Source organism: Flavobacterium sp. W21_SRS_FM6, assembly GCF_052119645.1.
Classification (GTDB): domain Bacteria; phylum Pseudomonadota; class Gammaproteobacteria; order Enterobacterales; family Alteromonadaceae; genus Paraglaciecola.
Genome location: NZ_JBGQOM010000005.1, coordinates 271239 through 295929, shown reverse-complemented (window position 1 = coordinate 295929; position 24691 = coordinate 271239). Strand labels below are relative to the sequence as shown.

Annotated in this window: 19 protein-coding genes; 8 read left to right on the top strand and 11 right to left on the bottom strand. The window is 44.3% G+C overall.

The features are described from left to right. Window positions 1–75 precede the first annotated feature (75 nt). From ACEN2L_RS10995 to ACEN2L_RS10960, 8 genes are all read right to left on the bottom strand, one after another. Window positions 76–714, bottom strand: coding sequence for a hypothetical protein (locus ACEN2L_RS10995; protein ID WP_441743684.1), 639 nt, complete (start codon window positions 712–714; stop codon window positions 76–78). Between the two features lie 165 nt (window positions 715–879). Next, window positions 880–1527 carry a hypothetical protein gene (locus tag ACEN2L_RS10990; RefSeq protein WP_441743682.1) on the bottom strand — a complete coding sequence of 216 codons (648 nt, stop codon included), beginning with the start codon at window positions 1525–1527 and terminating at the stop codon, window positions 880–882. 100 nt (window positions 1528–1627) lie between these two features. After that, complete coding sequence (locus ACEN2L_RS10985; RefSeq protein WP_441743680.1) at window positions 1628–2233, bottom strand: class I SAM-dependent methyltransferase; 606 nt, start codon at window positions 2231–2233, stop codon at window positions 1628–1630. A 48-nt stretch (window positions 2234–2281) separates the two neighbouring features. Beyond that, entirely contained in the window at window positions 2282–3529 is a 1248-nt protein-coding gene (locus ACEN2L_RS10980) for a DEAD/DEAH box helicase (protein ID WP_441743678.1), read from the bottom strand. Between the two features lie 113 nt (window positions 3530–3642). After that, a complete protein-coding gene (locus ACEN2L_RS10975; RefSeq protein ID WP_306023289.1) occupies window positions 3643–4086 on the bottom strand; it encodes a YaiI/YqxD family protein in 444 nt (147 codons plus the stop codon). A gap of 31 nt (window positions 4087–4117) precedes the next feature. Then, window positions 4118–5020 carry a hypothetical protein gene (locus tag ACEN2L_RS10970; RefSeq protein ID WP_441743676.1) on the bottom strand — a complete coding sequence of 301 codons (903 nt, stop codon included), beginning with the start codon at window positions 5018–5020 and terminating at the stop codon, window positions 4118–4120. Continuing rightward, on the bottom strand, window positions 5017–5640 hold the full coding sequence (locus ACEN2L_RS10965) for a sigma-70 family RNA polymerase sigma factor (RefSeq protein ID WP_441743674.1): 624 nt from the start codon (window positions 5638–5640) through the stop codon (window positions 5017–5019). Before ACEN2L_RS10965 ends, ACEN2L_RS10970 begins: the two co-directional genes overlap by 4 nt. After that, complete coding sequence (locus ACEN2L_RS10960; RefSeq protein WP_441743672.1) at window positions 5621–7471, bottom strand: vWA domain-containing protein; 1851 nt, start codon at window positions 7469–7471, stop codon at window positions 5621–5623. The genes ACEN2L_RS10965 and ACEN2L_RS10960 overlap by 20 nt, the downstream gene beginning before the upstream one ends. A 484-nt stretch (window positions 7472–7955) precedes the next feature. On the opposite strand from ACEN2L_RS10960, the gene ACEN2L_RS10955 reads away from it, so the two are divergent. The 5 genes from ACEN2L_RS10955 to ACEN2L_RS10935 all read left to right on the top strand — a co-directional run bounded on the left by ACEN2L_RS10955 (window position 7956) and on the right by ACEN2L_RS10935 (window position 17106). Continuing rightward, complete coding sequence (locus tag ACEN2L_RS10955) at window positions 7956–9071, top strand: efflux RND transporter periplasmic adaptor subunit (protein WP_441743670.1); 1116 nt, start codon at window positions 7956–7958, stop codon at window positions 9069–9071. 11 nt (window positions 9072–9082) lie between these two features. Next, window positions 9083–12424, top strand: coding sequence for an efflux RND transporter permease subunit (locus ACEN2L_RS10950; RefSeq protein ID WP_441743668.1), 3342 nt, complete (start codon window positions 9083–9085; stop codon window positions 12422–12424). Next, the gene (locus tag ACEN2L_RS10945) at window positions 12417–15503 is read left to right on the top strand and encodes an efflux RND transporter permease subunit (protein WP_441743666.1); all 3087 of its coding nucleotides are present in this window, start codon (window positions 12417–12419) and stop codon (window positions 15501–15503) included. The genes ACEN2L_RS10950 and ACEN2L_RS10945 overlap by 8 nt, the downstream gene beginning before the upstream one ends. Window positions 15504–15581: 78 nt before the next feature. Then, the gene (locus tag ACEN2L_RS10940; protein ID WP_306023282.1) at window positions 15582–16595 is read left to right on the top strand and encodes an aldo/keto reductase; all 1014 of its coding nucleotides are present in this window, start codon (window positions 15582–15584) and stop codon (window positions 16593–16595) included. Continuing rightward, window positions 16588–17106, top strand: a complete 519-nt coding sequence (locus ACEN2L_RS10935; RefSeq protein WP_441743664.1) for an RNA methyltransferase — start codon at window positions 16588–16590, stop codon at window positions 17104–17106. Before ACEN2L_RS10940 ends, ACEN2L_RS10935 begins: the two co-directional genes overlap by 8 nt. A gap of 86 nt (window positions 17107–17192) precedes the next feature. On the opposite strand, the gene pheA is transcribed toward ACEN2L_RS10935, so the two are convergent. From pheA to ACEN2L_RS10920, 3 genes are all read right to left on the bottom strand, one after another. Continuing rightward, entirely contained in the window at window positions 17193–18050 is an 858-nt protein-coding gene (pheA, locus tag ACEN2L_RS10930; RefSeq protein ID WP_441743662.1) for a prephenate dehydratase, read from the bottom strand. A gap of 139 nt (window positions 18051–18189) precedes the next feature. Then, entirely contained in the window at window positions 18190–18900 is a 711-nt protein-coding gene (locus ACEN2L_RS10925; protein WP_441743660.1) for an SGNH/GDSL hydrolase family protein, read from the bottom strand. 40 nt (window positions 18901–18940) lie between these two features. Further along, window positions 18941–21082: a molybdopterin oxidoreductase family protein gene (locus ACEN2L_RS10920; protein WP_441743658.1), complete on the bottom strand. Its 2142-nt coding sequence runs from the start codon at window positions 21080–21082 to the stop codon at window positions 18941–18943. A gap of 241 nt (window positions 21083–21323) precedes the next feature. On the opposite strand from ACEN2L_RS10920, the gene ACEN2L_RS10915 reads away from it, so the two are divergent. The 3 genes from ACEN2L_RS10915 to ACEN2L_RS10905 are packed head-to-tail and all read left to right on the top strand — an operon-like array spanning window position 21324 to window position 24684. Beyond that, the gene (locus ACEN2L_RS10915; protein ID WP_441743656.1) at window positions 21324–22619 is read left to right on the top strand and encodes an efflux RND transporter periplasmic adaptor subunit; all 1296 of its coding nucleotides are present in this window, start codon (window positions 21324–21326) and stop codon (window positions 22617–22619) included. Window positions 22620–22644: 25 nt separating this feature from the next. Beyond that, on the top strand, window positions 22645–23349 hold the full coding sequence (locus ACEN2L_RS10910) for an ABC transporter ATP-binding protein (protein ID WP_441743654.1): 705 nt from the start codon (window positions 22645–22647) through the stop codon (window positions 23347–23349). Between the two features lie 9 nt (window positions 23350–23358). Next, complete coding sequence (locus tag ACEN2L_RS10905; protein ID WP_441743652.1) at window positions 23359–24684, top strand: ABC transporter permease; 1326 nt, start codon at window positions 23359–23361, stop codon at window positions 24682–24684. Window positions 24685–24691 lie beyond the last annotated feature (7 nt).

Genomic DNA, 24691 nt, shown 5'->3' with positions numbered 1-24691 from the left:
CTTGATAGCGTTACATTACCGTTTTGCGACTAGCAAAAAAAGCGCAGCGTTAACGACTCACTGCGCTTTATGTTGTTAGGGGTGGGGGCAACTGTCGTCTTCTAGGCAAATCCCTATTTTTATCGTCTCTGCCTCAACCGTAAAACCGCCTATTTCAAACGTGCTCAAATTTTGTAAAAACGTGATTAAGGCATCGGTCGCTTTGTTATTTTCATCAAATAATTGGAGATCAGCATTCACGTCGTTGGTTATCCCACGCGCCGCCGCTTTTGCATATTCAGCAACGGGGTTCTGCCCATGAATACAACTCCCATCGGCGCGCATAGCGGCGCGGCTGCCAACACAATCATCACTAGGCGCATAAGCACTCATAATAGCTAACGCAGATTTTCGATTATGTTTGCTGTAAGCAGAGCGCATATTTCGCACGACTGCTCGAGCAGCGTAATAGCCTGTCTTAAACGCAGTATGATCGTCGGCATCTTTCCCTAGTCCGCCGTTCCAGCCAAAATCTTTTAAGCACCAATAGTTGTTTAACTTGATACAACGTAATGCGTTATGAGCTTCAAGCCGAGTTTTATCGACACCTAAGTGCAGCTCACCTTGTGCTAACCAATTTGACACAGCTTTATGTTTAAACTCAACTTCTTGCGCAGCGCTCGTCTGGCCTAAAGTTAACAGTACCATCCCCACTATCACTTGATATTGCCTCATACCCTCTCCTTTCATCATTACCTTGCAACTCAGGTGAACTCCTTAACACTCACCCTATTTACGTTTACTTGTTATTCAGCCAAATAACTATAGGTCATTTTATAAAACGAGAATGAGTGAATTGATTTACACGTCGTGATAGTTGAATGTTACCTGTTCCCTTAGTTAGGCGGATTTAGCCATGCTTCGCATCGTTAGCCACAAAAAACCTCGACTGAGTATGCTGGCACCATTCATAAACAGGAGTGGCCATGCTGCGGCTAAGGGCATAGTTAAAGCAAAGGCTAAGGTACTGAGATCTTTGACGATAATTGAAACTATCATTGATTCTGATAGCGAGCCGACAGACTGCTCTTTTTTGATTAACATTATTTGGTGCACCGTGCCCTGCACTAAAATGAGGGCAACGATAACCACAAATGTATTGGTACCATAGGTGGCAAGAGTGGGAAATGGCCGAAATCCCATGGCGACAAATCCCAGAAAAATAGCCATGGCCGCTCCAGAGCACGCCATGAGACTTGTCGCTGAACGACGATCGCGCCAAATATACGCCAAGATCACCAACAGTAATAGCAAAGCCCCAAGACGCGTCCAAACCAAATAATGATTAAAATTACTGGCCGCTAAACCAAAAATAAAATTGGCGTAAAAGGCAAAGAAGCTGGAGGAAAATTGGTTAATAGATAAACTTTGGCTTATTGCGCCGCTGTGTTTTTTAGCCTTTACCATCTGCAATATTTGATGGGATAAACCGTACCAAGTGAAGATAAATACCGCAGAACTGAGCCAACCTAAAAGGTGATACCACATCGCATTCCAACCACTAAACGTTAATCTGACTCAGCGCTCAAGCCAGGGAAATTTATTGCTATTATATGCTAAGGCTTGCCTATAATTTTATCTCAAATAGCTACGTTATCGCTTTTTGTACAATAAGATAAGCGTGTAGCTCGGGATATTGATCGTATTCAAGATGCCGGCATATACAGCCTAATTTGATCAGCAAAGTGATAAAGCCGTTTATCCCAAGTGATGAGTAGTATAACGCTGGCCCCATGGCACTATTATTGTGTTCGTCTTTTTTATCAGTACCACCAAAAGAAAAAATCAATACGCCATTAGGACGTAAACTTGCCACCAGCTTGCTCAGCACCTGCTCTTGCTGCTCAAGTGGAACATGCCAAATACTGTCCCATGCGCTAATAAAGTCGTATTGCTCAGTCCCTTGCCAACCACAGATATCCTGCTGATAAAACCTTACTCCAGGATGTCGTATTTTAGCGATGGTCAGCATTTTTTCAGAAACATCCATTCCTTCTGGCGTAAAGTCATTATCTAGCAGTAAATCAATGATTCGCCCATTACAGCCGCAGCCCACATCCAAGGCTTTACCTTTTGCTTGCACAAAAGCGATGGCCTTATTATGTGCCTCAATGCCATTTAAACGATTAAAGGTATGGCTTTCCCAGCGATCAGTAATGCGATCATAGGCCTTACCAATTTCACAGGGTTTCATCGTAATTGGTTCCTCATTACTCTTTTTAAAAATGACGCGGGAGCCACTTTATCTGTTTCGATGATTTTTGCGGGCATTGGCGCGGCCTTTACGGCGAGGTTTTGCATCAGCTTCAAAATTACCGTATTCATCTTCGTCATCTTCTCCTTTAAGCACAGCCTTTTTGCTTGGCATAAATCCTGGAATGCGCTCAAGGCTAAACTTGCGTCCAATGGCTCGTTCTATCGCGACTAACTGCTTAGTTTCGTCATCACTGAACAATGAAATAGCGATACCGGCGGCACCAGCGCGGCCGGTGCGACCAATACGATGCACATAATCTTCTGCTACATAGGGTAAATCCACATTGATCACACAAGGCAGTTGACTGATATCAATGCCCCGAGAGGCAATATCAGTGGCAACCAATACCTTTACGGTGCCATTTCTAAAACCATCGAGTACCAAGGTTCGAGCATGCTGGCTACGATTTGCATGGATTGCAGCGCTTGTTATGCCTGCTTGTTCCAGCTGAATTACCAATCGATCCGCGCCTTCTTTTGTGCGGCTAAATACCAATACTTGTGGCCAACGATGGGTTTTGAGCAAATGAATTAACAGCTCACTTTTTCGTGATTTGTCTACCGGATGAATCACTTGTTTCACTGCATCAACAGTTTTATTGAGACCCGCCAATTCAATTAATTGTGGATTGTTCAACATGCCCTTTGCCAAGGTTTTGATCGCTGTAGAAAAGGTGGCAGAAAACATCAATGTTTGTCGAACCATAGGCAGTAAGCTATGAATACGCTGAATTTCTTTGCTAAAACCGAGTTCTAACATGCGATCAGCTTCGTCAAAAACGACCACCTCAATTTCAGTAAAATCAAGAGCCTGCCTATCAAACAAATCAAGTAAACGTCCTGGTGTCGCGGTCAGTACATCCACTTTAGATCGCAGTTTTTCAATTTGTGAATCGATTCTGATGCCGCCAAAAGCGGCGCACGAGCGAACAGGCAAATATTGGCTATAGCGCTCAACGCTCAGGGCCACTTGCGCTGCCAATTCTCTGGTAGGAGTGATAATTAACACGCGAACTTGCTTCGAGTCACAAGGTGCCTTGTTCATTAAACCTTGTAAAACGGGCAGCACAAAGGCAGCTGTTTTACCGGTACCTGTTTGGGCGGCTGCCATCACATCTCGACCACTCAGCACTGCAGGGATCGCGGTAACTTGAATAGCTGACGGTCTTGCATAGCCCTGCTCTGCTATCGCTTTTAACAGTTCTTCACACAAACCTAAGGTGCTAAATAGCATAAGAAATGCATTCCTTGAATCAATTGATGTTATTACTTTATTTGCAGTTTTAGCTCAGACTACGAGTCTGTTAAGACAAACAAACTCACCGGACTGCGCTTAGACACGAGCCCCTATATTTTCGCCAAAATCCGGTCTAAATGATTGGCAAACTGCTGACGGTCTGCTTGATTTAGCGGTGGTGGCCCACCAGATTGCTGGCCACTGGCGCGCATGGTGTCCATAAAATCCCGAATATTAAGGCGCTCTCGAATATTATCTTTGGTAAACAACTCGCCTCGAGAGCTTAACACTTGACCGCCTTTGGCAATGACTTCTGCGGCTAAGGGTATATCACTGGTGATGACCAAATCATTTACTTCAACCCGTTTCACTATTTCGTCATCGGCCACATCAAAGCCACTACTGACCTGCATTGAGCGGATCACTTTTGAAGGAGGTGTGCGAATAAACTGGTTTGCAACAAAGATGGTGTCAATTTGCTTCCGTTCAGCAGCGCGGCAAATGATGTCTTTCATTACTGCTGGGATTGCATCAGCATCTACCCATATTTTCATAGTCTTTTCTCTGATTAATGACGCTTACTTTTTACTTAAGCGTATTTGTCTTTTGTAGCTTGCGCCATGCTAGTTGTTGTTCAACGCTCAATAAACGCAGCGTTTCTGGCTCTGCTTGCCAAGCAGGATTGTGCTGTTGATAAACCGCCATCTGCTTAAATAATTCAATTTGTAGCTGGTTTATGTCTTGTTTCAATTGAACCAGTGCATCTTGTTTTTCATTCAGACTTGTCATCAGATTATCATGAGCCACTCCCTCTTGAGGCCAACTGTTTATTGACTGATTATGTTCGAATAAACGCACCTGCTTAGCGTTAATTTGCAGCTGCAATTGCTCGATTTTTTCCCAGTCAGGCGGTATGTGTTGTGCTGCAATGCCCTGCTCTGTCGCAGCTGTTAAGGGTGCTTTGTCTGCCATAACAATGCGTTTTTTTTGTTCAGCTTGGCGGGCTTGCAACGCTTGCTTAGCCGTCTCAGTAGATCGTTCAGTGTCCTGATGAAATGGTTCATCACTATTGTGCTTCAAAGCCAGTGCTTCTGTCTCAGCTAATGCTTTTTGCGCATCAATACTTTGTGTGGCAGCTGGTGCAGGTCGTTGTGCCCCTGAGACGATGTCACTGAAATCTTGCGGAGCAAGTGCTGTTGAATGAGGCATGAACATGTCGTATTGCTGAATAAAAATAACGCAAATGAACATCACTGAAGCGGCAATTGATAAGGGCCAATGCCACCGGCGCCACAGGCTGTTAGTCTCTGGTTTGTCTAGGTGCTGGTGTTTTTGCATGTTTGGCGAAACGCCCGTTTTTAGCCCATCTCGGGCTAAGGCTAATATCCGATTGTCAGTGGCTTCAGACACTTGTTCCGTTTTTAGTGTTTGATAAAGCTCACTGATATCTTGCGGCTCAAGCGATGGGGTTTTATCGTCTTGATTCATACTGATGTTTGCCCTAATTTATGGCTAATACATTGTCGAAGACTGCTGTAGGCGTATCGTAAGCGGCTTTTACACGCTTGATAATTAGCGCCAACAATCGTGGCGATCACCTCAACGGTGAGACCTGCTTCTTCTTTAAGTAAAAAGCATTCTCGCTGTACTAAAGGCAGTGCATGAATACAGTGTTTTAATGCGCCAGCTGCCCCCTTGTTTTCAAGTTGGATATCTGGTGTTAGGGTGTTTGGCCCATGAATATCATGTTTGATTTCAATGTCATCAGCGTCAAATGGCACTGCGTCTATCACCTTATTAACCACCTTAATATGACGAACATGATCAATCAATTTATGCTGAGCGAGGGTGTAAAGCCACGTACTAAATTTTGCCTTCACGTGGTAGTTGGGCGCTTGACTGATGACTTTAGCCCAAATGTCTTGGAACAAATCTTCCGCCAGCCCGTGTTCGCCTACCTGGCGCAAAAAATAGCGATATAAACCACCTTTATGTCGTTGATACAATTGCTCAAACGCGGCAAAGTCACCCTGAGCGTATTGCAGCATCAGGGTTTCATCGGCCTCTAATTCAGTTTTAATTAAGGTGTTAATTAATTGCCATCCCATTTACGACAGTAAGTCGAGGTTGAGGCAGTGCATCATTTTGCCTATCTGCCTCTACTGCCTGTGTTATATCTTGTTTCACCGTCGCTGTATCTTGTATAGACGCGGCGCTTTTGAGCAATTGAATGAACTGCGCTCGATAACCAAACTCATCTTGACCTTTTGCTTGCTGAGCGATGTCAATTAATTGAGCGTAATCCATGGCTTGCAGGTAGACACTGCGTTTGAGTTTATGGGCAAAGCCTAACACAGAGCTGGCAAAGCGAAAATCATCTGATTGCTGATTAAAATCAGTTATTTGCTTTTTATCTATGGTTTGAGTCAGTAATACGCTGTTGTCACTATCAAGGGGTTTATAACGCAGTTTCACGAGTGCTATTTCATTGGCTAGTGCACCTGATGGACGTGTAATATTTTGCTGACTATTCGTGCCATAACGTAAGGGGTCTAAATACTTATTGTTACTGCCCACAAGACTGACTTCATAAAACGCCGTTACCGTATGCCCAGCTCCAATTTCGCCCGCATCCACCTTATCATTATTAAAATCTTCTTGATTGAGCCGACGGTTTTCATAACCCAGCAAACGGTATTCGGCTACATTGGCAGGGTTGAACTCCACTTGTATTTTTACGTCCTTAGCAATGGTCATAAGCGTTGAACTCAATTCATCCACCAACACTTTACGGGCCTCATGAATGGTATCAATATACTGATAATTACCGTTGCCAGCATCGGCTAATTGTTCCATCACGTGGTCGTTGTAATTACCTTGCCCAAATCCTAAGGTTGTGAGTGCAATGCCGCTGTTCTTTTTACGCTTGATCAATTCAATAAGCTGATTGTGATCATGAATACCTACGTTAAAGTCACCATCGGTAGCTAATATCACCCGATTAATGCCATTTTTAATAAAGGCTCTTTCGGCCATTTGATAGGCCAGTTCAATACCCGCATGCCCATTGGTAGCGCCACCCGCTTGTAGTTGCGTTAAAGCCAGTTGAATTTTACTGTGCTGATCGCCTGGCGTAGGCTCAAGCACCACTCCCGATGCGCCGGCGTAAACCACAATCGACACACGATCAGCGGCCTTAAGTTGTTGGCTTAGCAGGTTCAGTGAACGGCTCAGCAAAGGCAGTTTATCCGCTTGTGCCATTGAGCCCGACACATCTAATAAAAAGACTAAATTGCGTCCAAGCGCTGTATCCACCTCAGGTTCATAGCCTCTCAACGCAATTCTTACTAGGTGTTTTTCACTGTCCCATGGCGACACTGCCATTGCGGTAGATACACTAAACGGGGCGGTAGTCATGTCAGGACCCGAATATTGGTAGTCAAAATAATTAATAAACTCCTCTACTCTGACCGCATCCGCAGGGGGCAATAGTCCTTGATTGAGCATTCTGCGAACATTGCTATAACTGCCTGTATCAACATCAATAGAAAAAGTCGAAATAGGCTCAAGTGCCACTGACTTCACACCATTTTCAATCACAGGCCCATAGGTTTCACCTTGGGTAACTGGGATAGGCGGGGCAAAGCCTAATACTTGCCTACTACGTGCCATTTTCATGGCTAAGCCTTGCACTTGCATCATCTCATGATTGGCCTGCGAGCTTGATAGCGCATCAGCTAAGCTGTGACTATGTTCAGCTTCACTTACTATTGGCACTGCAGTGGCTGGCGTTTGTGGATGTGCTGCGTTTTGTTCAGCCGAGTTGGCTTGTTGGCCTGTATCTGAAGAACAAGCGGACATAACACTCAGCATGAGCACCGCACAACCACTCAGCGCATAGTGAGTTAGTTTTTGTATCGTTAATTGATAATTTTGCATCTTTTACCCCTTGATTAAAATGTCTGGCTTTCAGAGCTATCAACGAAGCACTGAATCAAAGGGGTTTTTTATTTTAAATGTATTAAACGTGATGTAGGAGGACGCGAACGAGCAATATGACGAACTAACCTTAGGCAGGTGGCAGAAAAACATGAGTTTACCAACCGCTATTATAACAAGATGTTGTCTAATGTTGATCGAACGGCTTGCCCAGGTCGACGAAGCTTCACATCAAACCAGTTGTTTGCACCGCCCCATTTTAATAAAGAGAAAATACTCAGGCCATTGGCTAAGTCGATTCAGCAAATAAACCAAGTTGTGGTCAAATTCACTAAGTTATTTTTATAAAATCGCGAATACTTGATAGCAAAACAAACTATCTATCTGTTTTAATTCGTTTTTATTTGTATGGCACACTCAATGCAGCTCTCCTGAAAAATACACTAATCGCTCATTTGGGCTGCACACATTCAGGAGAAAACACATGGACACCGTTAAACCACAACTCACTTTACGCCGTTTTGCACTTTGCGCTGTATTAGCCTCAAGCGTTTTGCTTACTGCTTGCGGTGATGCAGAAGCCATTGTGGATACTGAGAAAAAAGAGGTCGTGATTGCAGTTCCGGTAGAAGTCGCTTCGTTAAGCCAAGGAAGTATCTCATCTAATTACGCCACCACGGCTATTCTTGAGGCCAAAGAAGAAGCGTTTGTTGTTCCTCGCGCGTCGGGCATCATTGAGCAAATTATGGTTGAAGAAGGTGACTACGTTGAAAAAAACCAAGTATTAGCGCAAATAGAACCCCAGCGTTATCACCTGAATTTAGATCGCGCTCGTGCTGACTTGGTGGGTGTTCAAAAAGAGCTAGCAAAAATTAATAAAGTCTACAGCCAAAAATTAGTCAGCGACGATACCTTTGATAAACTTAATGCCCAATATGAAAGTGCAAAAGCCACCCTCGCTCTTGCCGAACTGGACTTAAAAGAAGCCACTATTACCGCGCCTATTTCGGGTTTCATCGCTGAGCGTAACGCCAAAGTAGGTAACTTAACTGAGTCATTCCAGCGCGCCAGAATGTTTCATATCGTGCAACAACAGGAGCTTTACGGCATTGTTTACTTGCCCGAAAAAGAATTGTCTCGCGTGCATAAAAACCAAAAAGCCAGTTTAGATTTAACCGCCTTTGGTGGTCAAAGCGTGGAAGCCACTATTGAACGTATCAGCCCGGTCATCGATCCTAAAACCGGCACATTTAAAGTCACGTTACGGGTACCCAATCACGAGCATCTGCTCAAGTCAGGGATGTTTGCCCAAGTAAAATTAAATTATGACACTCACGCCAACGCTATTTTATTGCCCCGCAAAGCTCTACTCGCTATCGACAACAGTGTAAACGTGTTTGTGGTAAAAGACGGTATTGCTAGCAAAACCCCTATTCAAATAGGTTACCAAGAAGGCGAATACGTTGAAGTGCTAGCGGGCTTAAACGGCCAAGAGCAAGTCGTCATAACCGGTCATCATAATCTGCGTGATAAAGCCCCTGTTGAGATCGTGAACACTGATCCTATTGCCCCTGTTGCCGCCAAACTAGCACTTAACTAAGGTCCACACTCATGAACATTGTTGATATTGCGGTTAAACGCCCTGTTACCGTGTGGATGTTTACTTTTGCCATCATTTTGTTTGGCATGGTGTCACTATCACGTTTAGCACTCAATTTATTACCCGAACTGTCTTACCCTACCCTGACCATTCGCACCGACTATGTGGGCGCAGCACCAGCTGAAATAGAGCAATTGGTATCTAAACCCATTGAAGAAAGTATCGGTGTGGTTAAGGGTGTGCGCACGGTCACGTCAACCTCAAAAGCGGGGCAATCTGATGTATTGCTCGAATTTGAATGGGGTACAGATATGGATATGGCCAGCCTTGAGGTACGGGAAAAACTCGATACTTTGCAACTCCCCTTAGATGTTAAAAAGCCCGTATTGTTACGATTTAACCCCAGCCTCGATCCTATTATGCGTTTCGGTTTTGTTGGCATTACCCCAATTCTGACTGATGATAAAACAGTAACTGATAGCCCAGCGCAAGCATCGGTTTTAGATGAACAAGGCATTAAAGCCTTACGTTTATTTGCTGAAGAACAGATTAAACGTCAGCTTGAATCGGTAGCGGGTGTGGCTTCGGTCAAAGTCGGTGGCGGCTTAGAAAACGAAATTCAAGTATTAGTTAATCAAGCGCTCACCAGCCAGTTAAACATCAGTGTGAATGAAATAATCAAACGTTTAAAAGAAGAAAACGTCAATACTTCAGGTGGCAGAGTAGAAGATGGCGCACAAGAATTTTTAGTCCGTAGCTTAAATCAATTTGAAAGCTTGGATGAAATACGCGATGTCTTTATTGCTCATCGTGAAGGCCGAAACATTCGTTTAGGTGATATTGCAGAGGTGGTCGACGGTTTTAAAGAGCGTACTTCAATGAATCGTTTTAGCGGTTTTGAGGGTGTTGAAATCGCTATTTATAAAGAAGGCGATGCTAATACGGTAGAAGTAGCGAGAAACATCCGTTTTAGAATTGAACAATTGCAACAAGAAATCCCCGCTCACTACCAATTACAACAGGTCTATGACCAAAGCCGCTTTATTGCCAGCGCCATCGCTGAGGTAAAGTCAGCTGGCCTGATTGGGGGTGTGCTGGCTATGTTTGTCTTGTATTTATTCTTGAAAAATATTTGGCCGACACTGATCATTTCTATTTCTATACCGGTGTCGATCATCGCGACATTTAACCTGATGTACGCTAATGATATCAGCTTAAACATCATGAGTTTAGGTGGTATCGCACTGGCCATTGGTTTGTTGGTGGATAACAGCATCGTAGTACTTGAAAACATCGACCGCCATAAAGCCAATAATAAAGACTTTAAACTTGCGGCGGCACTGGGAACAAAAGAAGTATCAATGGCCATTGTTGCCTCTACCTTAACCACTATGGCGGTATTTTTTCCATTGGTGTTTGTTGAAGGTATCGCTGGTCAGTTATTTGCTGATCAAGCCCTAACCGTTACCTTTGCCTTAGCGGCCTCCTTACTGGTGGCCTTAACCCTTATTCCTATGCTTGCCGCCCGTGAAAAAAATTCTGATAATGGCAGCACGGCGCAGCCATTGGATCTGGGACAAGCTTCGCCCAAAGCTAAACCTACGAGCAAACTTGGCCTAGGGGTGTATTACTTAGTATGGCCACTGCGTTTTATATTACGGCTTGTTTTTTACTATGTGCCTCTTGCCGTAACAAGTGTACTAATCACGCTATTTAGGCTAATGAGTAAAGGCTTAGCTTTTATTTTTAAACCTATTTTATGGCTATTCGAGCGCGTTTTTAAGGCTTTAGAAACGGTATATATTAGGGGCTTACAATTTGCTTTAGCAGCACGGTCTGCGGTATTGGCTGCTGTCGTGGTTATTGCCGGGGCATCTGTGCTACTTGTTCCAAAACTGGGTATGGAACTGATACCCGATATGGCCCAAGGCGAGTTTTATGTCGAGCTTACCCTTCCTAGTGGCTCTCAACTTGAATCAACTGACGCGGTTCTCAACGAACTCGCTAAATTTACCGCAAGTCTAGAAGGTGTAGCGCGCACTTATGCGCTTGCTGGCAGCGGCAGTTTAATGAACGCATCAGCCAGTCAAGGCGGCGAATACTGGGGTAAATTAAACGTAGTATTAACGCCTTACACCGACCAACACACCAGCGAAGCGGTGGTCAATAGCATGCGCGGTTTCTTGTCGCAGCAAGCGGGTATTCAAAGTAAGTTTGGTAGCCCAGCTCTGTTTACGATGGCGACGCCGCTCGAGGTCGAGATCAGTGGTTACAACCTAGATGAATTAATGTTTTATAGCCAAAAACTTCAAACTGCGCTTAACGCCGATTCACGTTTTACTGACGTAAAATCGACCTTGCAAAGCGGCAATCCAGAATTAAAAATTAAGTTTGATCATGCTGCATTAGGCCAATTAGGCTTAAACGCTGCAGATGTGGCCAAGTTAATTGCTGTGCAAATCGGTGGTGAAGTAGCCACTAAATACAACATTATGGATCGCAAAGTCGATGTATTGGTTCGCACCGAGCAGGGCCAGCGTGACTCAGTCGCAGACATTGGTAGGCTGATTGTAAACCCAGGAGCAGAGCAAGCGATTCCACTTAACGCGGTTGCTCAAATCACCATGTCGGTGGGCCCCAGTGAAATTACCCGTGTAGGGCAACAACGGGTGGCATTGCTGACCATGAACTTAGGTTATGGTGATTTAAACGATGCGGTTATTGCCGCTAAACAACAGCTAACAGCGCTTAATTTACCAATTAATATGCAGTCTAGGGTGACAGGCCAAAGTGAAGAAATGGAAAATAGCTTTACCTCACTAAAATTTGCCTTAGCCCTTGCGATATTTTTGGTTTACTTGGTGATGGCGTCACAATTTGAATCATTGCTACACCCCTTGTTGATTTTGTTCACCGTACCACTGGCTTGTGCGGGCTCTATTTACGGTTTGTTTCTCACATCAACCAATGTCAGCGTTGTGGTATTTATCGGTTTGATTATGTTGGCGGGTATTGTGGTAAACAACGCCATCGTACTGATTGACCGTATCAATCAAATGCGCAGCGAAGGCGCCAACAAAACAAATGCCATTATGGCCTCAGCTCAAAGCCGGTTACGCCCCATATTAATGACCACGCTAACCACCTCTTTAGGTTTATTACCTATGGCGATTGGTTTAGGTGAAGGGGCAGAAATACGCGCTCCGATGGCCATAACTGTTATTTTTGGTTTGTCTTTTGCCACTCTTCTTACGTTGTTCTTTATACCGGTGATTTATAGCTTATTTGACCGTAAACAGTTTGCTATAAATGAGATACAAGCCAATACCTCTTTGGAGAATGTACATGGATAAGTTTGAAAGCGCAGGGGCAGCCCTCGCTGCTTTTGCTATTCGCCGGCCAGTTACGGTTTGCATGTTTTTCTTCTCTATGTTGGCCTTTGGCTTGTTATCAAGTCAGCTGCTGCCCTTAGAAAAGTTTCCCAGCATTGATATTCCTGAGATAGCGGTACAAATACCCTATCAGGACGCGACACCTGCAGAAATCGAAAAGATGATCACCCGCCCCGTAGAAGAGTCCTTAGCCACCATGTCGGGCATTAAACGCTTGCGTTCTCGCTCTACTGAGGATGGCGCAGAGATCCAACTTGAGTTTGCCTGGGACGAAAACCTCAAAGCCAAAGGCGTTGAAGCCCGCGAGAAAATCGACGCCATTCGCAACGACTTACCCCAAGACGTTGAGCGTATATTGGTGTACCAATTTAATACCAGCGATATGCCGATTTTTTCCTTACGAGTGTCAAGTGAACGGGACCTATCAAATGCCTATGATTTACTTGACCGTAATTTAAAGATGCCCATTGAACGGGTACCCGGTGTATCAAAAGTAGAGTTGTATGGCGTCAATAAAAAGCAAATCGCTATCCGCTTAAATACGGAGCAAATGGCCGCCTTGCAAGTCAATACCAATGACCTACGAGAAAGCTTGCGTAAGGTTAACTTTTCAATGAGCGCTGGGCATTTTATTGATGCGGATATTCAACAAAAAATTACGGTTAATCCACTGGGTGAAATGACGAGCTTGGATGAAATTCGCGATATCATTGTCAAGCCTTATGTGCGTTTAGCGGATATCGCTGAGATAAAGTTTGAAACACCCAAACGCACTGAAGGCAGGCACTTAGATCAAAGTTATGCGGTGGGCTTTAATATTTACCGTGAATCAAACAGTAACATGGTTGAGGTGGCAAAGCGTGTTATGGCCGTTATAGAAGATGCCAACGCGAACCCCGCTTTCAATGGCATCCACCTGTATATTATGGAAAACGAAGCAGAAAGTGTGACCTCGTCCTTAGCCGATTTGCTCAATGCAGGGCTATTGGGTTCACTCTTATCGTTGGTGGTCTTATATGCCTTTTTACGAAATCTTACCAATACCTTGTTGGTGGTGTTATCGGTGCCGTTCTCTATTTGTATCACCCTGGGTTGTATGTATTTTATGGGCTACTCCATCAATATACTATCTATGATGGGCCTGATGCTAGCCGTAGGTATGTTGGTTGATAATGCCGTGGTAGTGACTGAAAGTATTAATCAAGAACGACAACACAATGATGATCCCATTGAAGCAACTAAAACGGGCGTAGCCAAGGTCAGCCTTGCCGTTATTGCGGGAACCATAACCACCGCGATCGTGTTTTTGCCCAATATTGTGGGAGCCAAGGTCAATGTGACGGTATTTCTTGAGCATGTAGCCATTGCAATCTGTATCTCGTTATTTGCTTCTTTACTTATTTCACAGACCTTGATCCCCTTACTCAGTAGCAAAATAAAATCGAACAAGCGCCCCCTAAACAATGGTCACGCCAACGCCCCAAGTAAACTCAGTCAAGGCTATGAGAAAGTGCTGCGCTGGGCCCTCGCCCATCAAGGTTTAACCTGTGTCATCGCGATAGCTATCTTACTCAGTACCGCTATTCCGATGGGCACTGTGACCAATGACGCAGATGCTGATAATGACCAAAATCGTGTGTGGATGAATTACGACATCCAAAGTAGCTATAGCCTTGAAGAAGTTGAGAAAACCGTGGCTAAAATGGAAAACTATTTATATGCCAACCAAGAAAAATTTCACATCAAGCAAGTTTACAGTTATTACACTGCTGGCTTTGCGGTTTCCGGTATAACCTTGGTTGATGACTTACCCGTAAAGCAGTTTGAAGTGAAAAAATTGATCACTGAAAGCATGCCCAAGTTTGCCCGTGCAAAACCGTCTTTCCAATGGGATCAGGGCAACGGAGGGGGTATACAACTGACTTTACTCGGTGACTCTGCTGAAACACTGAACCAAATAGCCAAACAAATTTTACCTGCCATCGCCAATATTGAAGGTTTAGCCGAAGTCAAAACCGATAACGCTAGTCAAAAAGAAGAACTGCAAATTAAAGTAGACAGACAAAAAGCATATCGCTTTGGTTTGAGTAGCGAAGAAATTGCCAATGTGGTTGCCACTGCTTTACGCGGCACTAACTTACGCACCTTTCGCAACAGTGAAACCGGAGAAGTCGCAATTCGTTTAATGTTTGACGAAAATTTACAAGGCTCTATTGATGCGTTAAAAAATCTCACTATTAAACGAGAAGGCGATCAAAACGTGAATCTTGATATGGTGGCAAGCTTGAGCATTAAACCGCGCTTAGCTCAAATTAATCGAAGTTACCGCCAAACATCCATCACCATTGGTGCTAACCTCGAAGACGGTTTAACCATGGAGCAGGCACAGCAAAAAATTGAAGCGGTGATGCAATACATGCAGTTGCCTACGGGTTATAGCTGGACCTTCGATGGCGGATTTAGACGCCAAAACCAAAACGAAAGCGCGATGCAAACCAATATGTTATTAGCGGTGTGTATGATTTATATCGTGATGGCAGCCCTGTTTGAATCTTTGTTACTCCCTACTGCGGTCATTACTTCCTTATTGTTTTCAATGACTGGCGTATTTTGGGCGCTATTTTTTGCTGGTTTGCCCATGTCGATCATGAGTATGATTGGTATGCTTATTTTGATGGGTATCGTGGTAAACAACGGCATTGTGCTGGTGGACCGAATAAACCAATTAATTAACCTAGGTTATGCAGTGCAGCAAGCCATTATTGAAGCCTGCTTAACCCGAGTAAAACCTATCTTAATGACCGTTGCCACCACTGTGTTAGGCTTGGTTCCCTTGGCGATGGGCTCTACTCGTATAGGCGGTGACGGCCCGCCTTATTCGCCGATGGCCATAGCGATCATTGGTGGTTTATTGTTTTCAACTTTAACCAGTTTAGTGTTAGTGCCCCTAGCCTACTTACTACTTTTAAAGCTCAGAGTAAAAACCACACACATGATTGAAAACAGTAAGCTATTGGTGAGTCGTTGGGTCAAAATCTAGCGTAAACCAGGTCAATGAAATTGTGCAAGGATGCACTTTGGTTTAGGCTAGCGCCACTTAGTTACATTAGGCAAAACCATGATTAAACACGACCCCAATCCGCTTTACGTTGCTGATAATACGCGTTACACCACCATGCCTTACCGGCGTTGTGGTAAAAGTGGTGTGAAACTTCCCGCATTGGCGCTTGGGCTGTGGCAAAATTTCGGTGCAGTTGATTCCGCACAAAACGCCAAAACCATGTTGCATCGTGCATTTGACTTAGGCATCAATCATTTTGATTTAGCCAACAATTATGGCCCTCCCTATGGTTCAGCAGAGAGCACCTTTGGCCACGTTATGGCCAAAAGTTTGAAGCCCTACCGAGACGAGCTGCTAATTTCAAGTAAAGCAGGTTACGACATGTGGGGAGGCCCTTTTGGTGTGGGTGGCTCACGCAAATATTTAGTAGCCAGTTGTGACCAAAGTTTACAGCGCACAGGGCTTGATTATTTCGATGTGTTTTACTCTCACTGTTTTGATCCAGAAACACCGCTAGAAGAAACCATGCAAGCCTTAGATTATATTGTACGATCGGGTCGCGCGTTATATGTGGGTATTTCAAACTATTCTGCAGAGCAAACAAAACGAGCCGTCGCAATATTAAAAGAATTAGGTACGCCCTTGTTGGTGCACCAGCCTCGTTACAATATGTTTGACCGCTGGATTGAAGATGGCTTATGTGAGGTGTTGCTTGATAAAGGCGTCGGCTCGGTGGCTTTTTCTCCTTTAGCTCAAGGTTTTCTGACTGATAAATATTTAAGCGGGATCCCACAAGATTCACGGGCCGCACGCAGTGAGCAAATTTACCTTAACGCTGACCACATCACGAAAGAAAAAGTAGCTAAAGTGCAAAAATTAAATGTCATCGCTTCGCGCCGAGAGCAATCTTTAGCGCAAATGGCAATTGCTTGGGTACTGAGCAATCCCGCAGTAACAAGCTGTCTGATTGGTGCTAGTAAAGTCGGGCAAATCGAAGATTGCGCGGCCGCTTTATCGAACCTCGATTTTAGCCAAGATGAATTAACCGAAATAAGGCAAATCATTGTCTAACTCAATCAAAACCTCAGCGCACATCGGCCTAGTTAATCCAAAAAGTCCAGAGAATATGGGGAGTATTTTGCGGGCGTCGGGATGCTACCAAGTCAGCAGTATTCATTACACAGGCACTCGCTACGACCGCGCGAGCCAATATGTGACAGATACCAAAAAACGTTATCTCGATATAAGCCCAACTCACGTAACGAACATTATCGCAGTGGCAAAAACTCTGAGCCTGCAAACGGTAGCGGTAGAATTAGTGGAAGGCGCCATCCCTTTGCCCCATTTTAGTCATCCTGTAAATGCCCTTTATGTGTTTGGACCTGAAGATGGCACTATCGAACAGAGTATCCTAGATGAGTGTGATCATGTGGTGTACGTGCCGACAATTGGTTGTATGAATTTAGCTGCGACGGTTAACGTGGTCCTTTACGATCGTATGACAAAATCACCGCAGCTAGCATTTAATAACGATTTAATCGTTGCCAGCCGCGACACCAATAACCGCACTCGCATACGCTAATCAAACGATTTGAGCGATTTTAAACCTTCAAATTAGCTTGAATGAAGCAGGATGTTAACGCCAGTATTACCCACATTGACGCGTGATCATGCTGCATTTGCGCGCGCTTCAGCGTCGCCTATTTTAGGGTAAGAGCCGAGCAATTTTACCTTACAATTAACGGCTATTTCAGCCAGCGCTTGAGCGATATTGGCGTCTTGCACATGGCCATCAAAATCAATGAAAAAGTGATACTTACCAAAGGTTTGTTTGGTAGGACGCGACATAATAGACGTTAAGTTGATCTTACGATTAGAAAAAGACAGCAGGACTTCACCTAGAAAACCAGGACGGTCATTTTCATCCATCACAATAATGCTGGTTTTATACTCGGTATCTTCAATTTTTTGTGCTACTGCTGAATTTTTTGTGAACACCAAAAAACGCGTTTCATTATTTTTATAGTCATTCACATCAGCGATCACCAAGGGGAAATCCCCTTCTTTAACAGCACTGCTTGGTACTATGGCCGCGGTATCAGCACCACCTAAAACCGCAAATTGCAAAGACTCCATATTACTTTCGGTGGTTTCAATGTCTACTTGGCCTAGGCTGCCAAGAAATTCAGAACATTGACCTTTTGCCACAAACTGGACATAGAGTTGCTTAATGGCGTGCAACTGGGCGGCTCGGCTTACCAGTGAAAATTGAATAGGCAGGCGGATTTCATTAACCACAGATAACTCTGAATCAAGTAAATGATCCAGCACCAATGAGATAAAACCCTCAGAAAAATTTTCTACCGGCAATACCCCAATATCGCAGCCATGCCCCACTGCATTGAGCGCAAGTTTTATTGATTCAAAATAATGAATTTCACACACTTGAGATTGTTTACGGACATAACGCTGCGTCGCTGTATCTGAATACGTTCCAGCTGGCCCCAATGTAGCAATTTTTATCATGACAAACAGGTAATGGTAATTAAAGTCTTAGTGAGGTGAATTTACCGTGCTTTCAGTCATTTAGAAAATCAAAATACGAAATTTATTGTTCTAAGCCATAACAAGGCTAAAAAACCGCCCTCAAAGCGTGGTTGAAAACTTAGCTGGGCAAAAAATGTTTGGTGATAACCGCAGCAGCTTGACTTGCCCACTGGTGATAACTATCTGCTCCTGGATGGAAACCATCAGCAGCCATGGCGTCTTTTTTGTTAGTCATTTTCAAGGCTAAAAAGTGTTTCCCCTTGTCCCCTAGCGTTAATTGCTTAAGCTGAGCATTAAACTGTGCTGCTCTTCTACCTAAGTATCCTCTTAGTGGCTGAGGTAAGGCAGGTAAAGCATGCATAGGCGGTAAAGCAGTTATCACTAACAATTGACTTGAGAACGTATGCTGGCAAAAGGTAAAAAGCGCATTTTGTTGAGCTAACCACTTTGAACGTTGACTTCCTGATGTCACATCATTGACCCCTAATGAGGTTAATACCACATCAAACGTTTGACTACCCATAGTGTTAACATGCTCGATGGTATCCGCAGTTGTTGCCCCTGTTTTGGCGTGCAGCGCCCAACTCAAAGTAAAATGTTGAGCAAGTAAGGCCACTAACTGACCACATAAGGCATCTTTTTGATGAGTAACGCCCACACCTGCTGCTGCAGAATCTCCGATTATGAGCAAACGTAGAGGCGGCCCAGACCCTTCCATACCTTGGCGTACCCCTTCTGGTTCGGCCAATCTAGGGGTATTGCGCCGAACGATGCGCCCTTGTATAAGTAACAAAGGGCCTAAAATGACAGTAGTAAATAGATGCCCCACGCAGTACTTCCTAAATTATCTAACAAGTCTATACGCCCTTCTAAGCGGCGCTTATGCATACCGGTACGCCGTTTAATACCGCATTACCTGATAACTCATCTAACACCATCTCATCGGTGAGCTCATTCACATTCACTCCTGCATGCTCTTGCGCTACCGACCACTTAGAACCCGCTTTATTGTGACCCCAACCATGGGGAATAGAAATGACACCCGGCATAATTTTATCGGTTATTTCAACTGGCAAGCTAATCTCACCTACCCGTGATCGGACAGTGATCATCTGCCCTTCGCTCAATTGGTGGTACTGGGCATCTTCTGGATGCAACTGAGCCGTACAACGAGATAGTCCTTTATTCGTGCCTTTAACCATGCGCGGACTGTTATGTAACCACGAATTATTGGTTTTTAGATGGCGGCGGCCAATCAGCAGTAAATTGTATTTTGTCTTGGCTTTTTCGCTGAAAAACTGCTGATCCACACGGGGTAAATCAGCCATGAAATAATCAAAACGTAGGTCAATCTTTTTATCCGAGTGAAAAATCGCATCGGGTAAGTTACTTCTGAGCGGGCCTAAATCAATTCCGTGCGGATTTTGTAGTAATAAATCGATACTTAAGCGCTGGCCTTCATGCCTATATTCACTGGTCTTGAGTAAGTCATTCACCACACCTTTTGGCTCTTTCGCCCATAAATCTTGATACTTATCGGTGGGTAAACCACGTAAAGCATCGATTCGTTGTGCCAACGACAAGTAAATCTGCCAATCTGTCAGGCTGTCTTTTTCAGGGCTAAAGACAGCGGGCGAGTATTTGGTCGAATTACGCACCGCAAAATTATGAAACACCACGTCATAATGATCCCGCTCTAGGGCGGTGACGGGGGGTAAAATGATATCAGCATGGCGCGAGGTTTCAGTCAGGTAAAAATCAACCGCCACCATAAAATCCAAGCCAGCAAAGGCATCATCTAATTGCTGACCGTTAGGAGTCGTCAGCACAGGATTACCCGCCCCAATGACCATTGCCCGAATTTGCCCTACTCCTTCAGTGGTGATTTCTTCTGCCAAGGTAGAGACCGGATATTCGCCTGCAAAGGCAGGTAATTTTCGCACCCTCGAATGATACTGGGCAATACTGCCCCTGCCTGAATGGGGTAAGGTATCCGCCGCAGGTTGGGTAAACATCATGCCACCGGGTTTATCTAAATTGCCGCTTAACATATTAAACAACATGATGAGATATTGGGTTAATGTGCCAAAAGCTTGCACACTGGCGCCCATTCGCCCATAACATACCGCTGAGCTTGCAGCACAAAACTCAGTCACAATATGGGTAATTTGCTGTTCGCTCATTCCAATCAAAGGGGCGACTCGTGCGCTAGGATAATCTTTCACAAAAGCTTCTACGTTCATCAGTTCGCTTGCCATTTCACTTAACTTGCCTGGCTTAGCTAAGCCTTCAGCAAAAACCGTGTTGAGCATAGCCAGTAACAGCAACACGTCGGTGCCGGGTTTAATAAAGTAATGTTCGCTGCTGATGTCTGCGGTTTCAGACTTTTTAGGGTCAATAACTACCACTTTACCCTCTCTGGCTTGTATGGCTTTTAAACGGCGTTTAACATGAGGAACGGTCATGATACTGCCATTTGATGCCAATGGGTTGCCGCCAATGATCAGAAAATATTGCGTGTGGTCAATATCGGGGATCGGAATTTGCGATTGATGACCAAACAACTGACGGCTAACGATATGATGAGGTAATTGGTCAACTGAAGTCGCCGAATAGCGATTGTGTGTTTTTAGTGCACGATAAAAGTACGGACCGAAGAGAATTGAACCCATGTTATGCGCATTAGGATTGCCTAAGTAAAGACCAATCGCGTTATCACCACATTGTTGCTGTATGTCAACCAGCTTTTTTGCCACCTTGTCAAAGGCCTCGTCCCAGCTAATGGTTTGCCAACCCGTCGCCGTTTTTTCGAGAGGCAGTTTGATGCGCTCAGGATCATCATACAAATCTTTGAGTGCCATCGCTTTGGGACACACATGACCTTCACTAAATGGATTTTTTTTATCTCCGACTATAGACACTATTTGCCGTTCTTCAGTAGTAACTTCGATACCACACATTGCTTCACATAAGGTACAGGTAGAAAAATGTTTTTGCTGGCTGCTGGACATAAGAATACGAACTAAGGGTATGTAAACAAGACGTTAACGAACAAGCCAATTATAGACAAGCATCATTTTTATTTATGGCGATGAAGACATACCAAAAAAATCTCAAAATCTGTGTGCATTTAAGACTTTTTTTGGTTTAAAAACCTACCCTAACAAAAAAATCTGGTAGAGTTTTTAAACCTTTTTGCGTCAGCCCTCGACTTACGCATTGCTTGTTTAATCATCGCATCCAGGAAAAATAATGAAAATTGCTGATACCAGCGCCCAAGATACCCTTGTAGAGCCCAAGTCTACAAAGCCTTTATTATGGATTATTGCCTTAGTAAGCGTCGTAGTGATTATTCTCTTACTGAGCTTTAGTCCTTGGCTAAGCAATTGGTCGCAATCAGATATTAGCGCCTCGGTCAATCGTTTGCGTTTTGCAACCGTCACCCAAGGTGACTTTGTGCGTGACTTATCAGTGCAAGGTCGAGTAGTGGCTGCGGTGAGTCCACGTTTATATAGCCCAGCACAAGGTACGATTACCTTTGAAGTTGATGCCGGTGATTCTGTCACAAAAAATCAGGTACTGGCGATCATCGACAGCCCTGAACTCAGCAACGAACTAAAACAAGAAGAATCAGGTTTACAGCGCTTACAAATGGAGCTTGACCGTGAACGTATTCAGTCAAGCAAAGAAGCATTGATTTACCAAAAGGCAGTGGATTTAGCCAAGGTCGCCTTAACCGCCGCAGATAGAGAAAAACGCCGAGCCGACAAAGCCTTTTCATCAAAATCTATCAGCGAAATTGACTTCGAAAAAGCCCAGGACGAGCTAGAAAACGCCCAACTGGTTTATCAACACGCAGTCAAAGATGCCGAACTAAATATTGAAAGTTTGCAATTTGAAATCCGCACTCGTCAGTTATTAGTTGAGCGTCAAACGTTATTGGTGGATGAATTAAAACGCAAAGTGGATGAGCTGTATATGCGTTCTCCGGTCAATGGCATCGTAGGTAATTTAGCGGTTCAGCAAAAAAATCAAGTCACTAAAAACCAATCTATTTTAAGCGTAGTCGACCTCACTGAATTTGAGCTAGAGGTGGATATTCCTGAAAGTTATGCTGACGATTTAGCCATTGGTATGGCCGCTGAAGTCAGCCTCAATGGCGAAACCCATTACGCAAAACTCGTTACGATCTCGCCAGAAATTGAAAACAATCAAGTGACCGGACGTGTTCGCTTTGCTGACATCAACGCAGATGGCAGCGTGAGCCAACCCCAAGGTTTGAGGCAAAACCAACGTTTAACTACCCGTATTTTGATGGAAAACAAAAGCAATGTGTTGATGGTTCAACGTGGGCAGTTTTTAGAAAGTGGCAATGGCCGAATTGCCTACGTGGTGCGTGATGGAGTGGCTGAAAAAACAGCGATTGCCACTGGTGCCAGAAGCCTATCAAGCGTTGAACTTATCAGCGGTTTAGCGAAAGGTGACACCATCATTATTTCGGGTACCGAACAATTTAATGGCGCACAAACCGTGCTAATTACACAATAAAAACAGAATAAAAAGGAAGCCAAAGATGCTAAACATGATCGATGTAAAAAAGGTGTTTCGTACAGCCCTAGTGGAAACGCATGCCTTAAAAGACTTCAATTTACATGTCAAAGAAGGCGACTTTGTCGCCGTTACCGGTCCCTCTGGCTCTGGCAAAACCACCTTTTTAAACATTGCGGGTTTATTAGAAACCTTTGATGGTGGCAAGTTTGAGCTAGATGGTCAAGACGTCAGCCATCTGAATGATAAACAACGCAGTCGTTTGCGTAATGAAAAAATCGGTTTTATCTTTCAAAGCTTTAATTTAATTCCTGATCTAAACCTGTTCGATAATGTTGACGTGCCACTGCGCTATCGCGGTTTTAATAGTGCTGAACGTAAAAAACGCATTGAACAAAGTCTCGACATGGTGGGGCTTGCACAGCGCATGAAGCACTTGCCATCACAACTATCGGGCGGGCAACAGCAGCGTGTTGCTATTGCCCGTGCCCTTGCCGGTGAACCGCGCTTTTTACTCGCCGATGAACCAACCGGTAATCTTGACAGCCAAATGGCCACCAGTGTTATGGATTTACTCAAAGAGATTAATCGTAATGGTACAACGATTATCATGGTGACCCACGATCCCAGCCTTGCTCAGCAAGCCAAACGCAATATTTTCGTGCGGGATGGGATGGTGAGTGAAGTAACTATGCCCGCGGCATCCACCGCAACCTGCAGTGTGGCATAGGGGCAAATCATGTTTAGTTATTACCTTAAGTTGGCATTCAAAAGTATCAAACGTAATCCCATTCTTAGTGCCCTAATGGTCATGGCCATCGCACTTGGGATTGGCGCCAGTATTACCACGATTACCGTTAACTATTTAATGTCAGCAGATCCAATACCGCAAAAAAGTAAGCAGTTGTTTTATGTGCAAGTAGACAGTTGGGATCCTAATGATGCGTACTCTGACAATAGTGATGATGTTTCGCCTCCCCCCAATCAATTAACCTGGACAGAAGCCACTAATTTAATGGCAGCTAACAAAGCGTTTCGACAAGCGGCCATGGCCAAATCAGGCGGTATTATCGAGCCTCAAGATCAAGACGCAAAGCCTTTTGAAGCGTCTATTAGACTTACGTTCGCTGATTTTTTTAGCATGTTTGACGTGCCTTTTATCTATGGGAGTGGCTGGGATCAGCAAACCGATACCAAACGGGATCTAGTGGTGGTGCTGAGTAAAAACACGAACGACAAAGTATTTGGTGGCGAAAACTCGGTAGGTAGAAATTTTGTGATGGCCGGTAACACCTTTCGAGTGTTGGGCGTAATGGATGATTGGCAACCCGTGCCTAAGTTTTACGATATCGGTAATGGTGCCTTTGATACACCTGAAGAGGTGTATATGCCCTTTTATTTGAAAGAAGAATTAGAGTTACCTAATTGGGGCAATGTGAATTGTTGGAAAACCCCAGAGGGTGAAGGGTTTAAAGCGTTTTTGCGCTCTGAATGTATTAATTTTCAAATGTGGGTTGAATTACCCAGTCAGGCAGAACAGACACAGTATTTGGCTTTTTTAGATAACTATGTGGCAGAACAAAAAAGTTTAGGTCGATTCCCTCGCCCACTCAACAATCGACTATCTGACGTCATGACCTGGATGGAAACACAAAAAGTCGTCGATCAAGATGCCAAACTGATGATGTGGTTATCGTTAATGTTTTTACTGGTCTGTTTACTCAATACTGTCGGTTTACTACTGGCTAAGTTTAGCGGAAAAGCAGCTGAAATTGGCTTACGCAGGGCGGTTGGCGCCTCTAAATCTGAATTATTTAAGCAGCATATTATCGAAGCTGGCTGTATTGGCTTACTAGGGGGCGTTGTAGGCCTGGGATTGGCAGCTCTGGGTCTGCAAGGCGTGAAAAGTTTGTATGGCGATTTTGTCGATAATCTCGCCAGCCTCGACGCTAGCATGATGATTTTGGCTTTGAGTTTGGCCATTTTCTCCAGCGTATTAGCTGGTCTATATCCAACTTGGCGGGCTTGTAATATTGCACCCGCCAGTCAACTAAAAAGCCAATAAGGAAGCG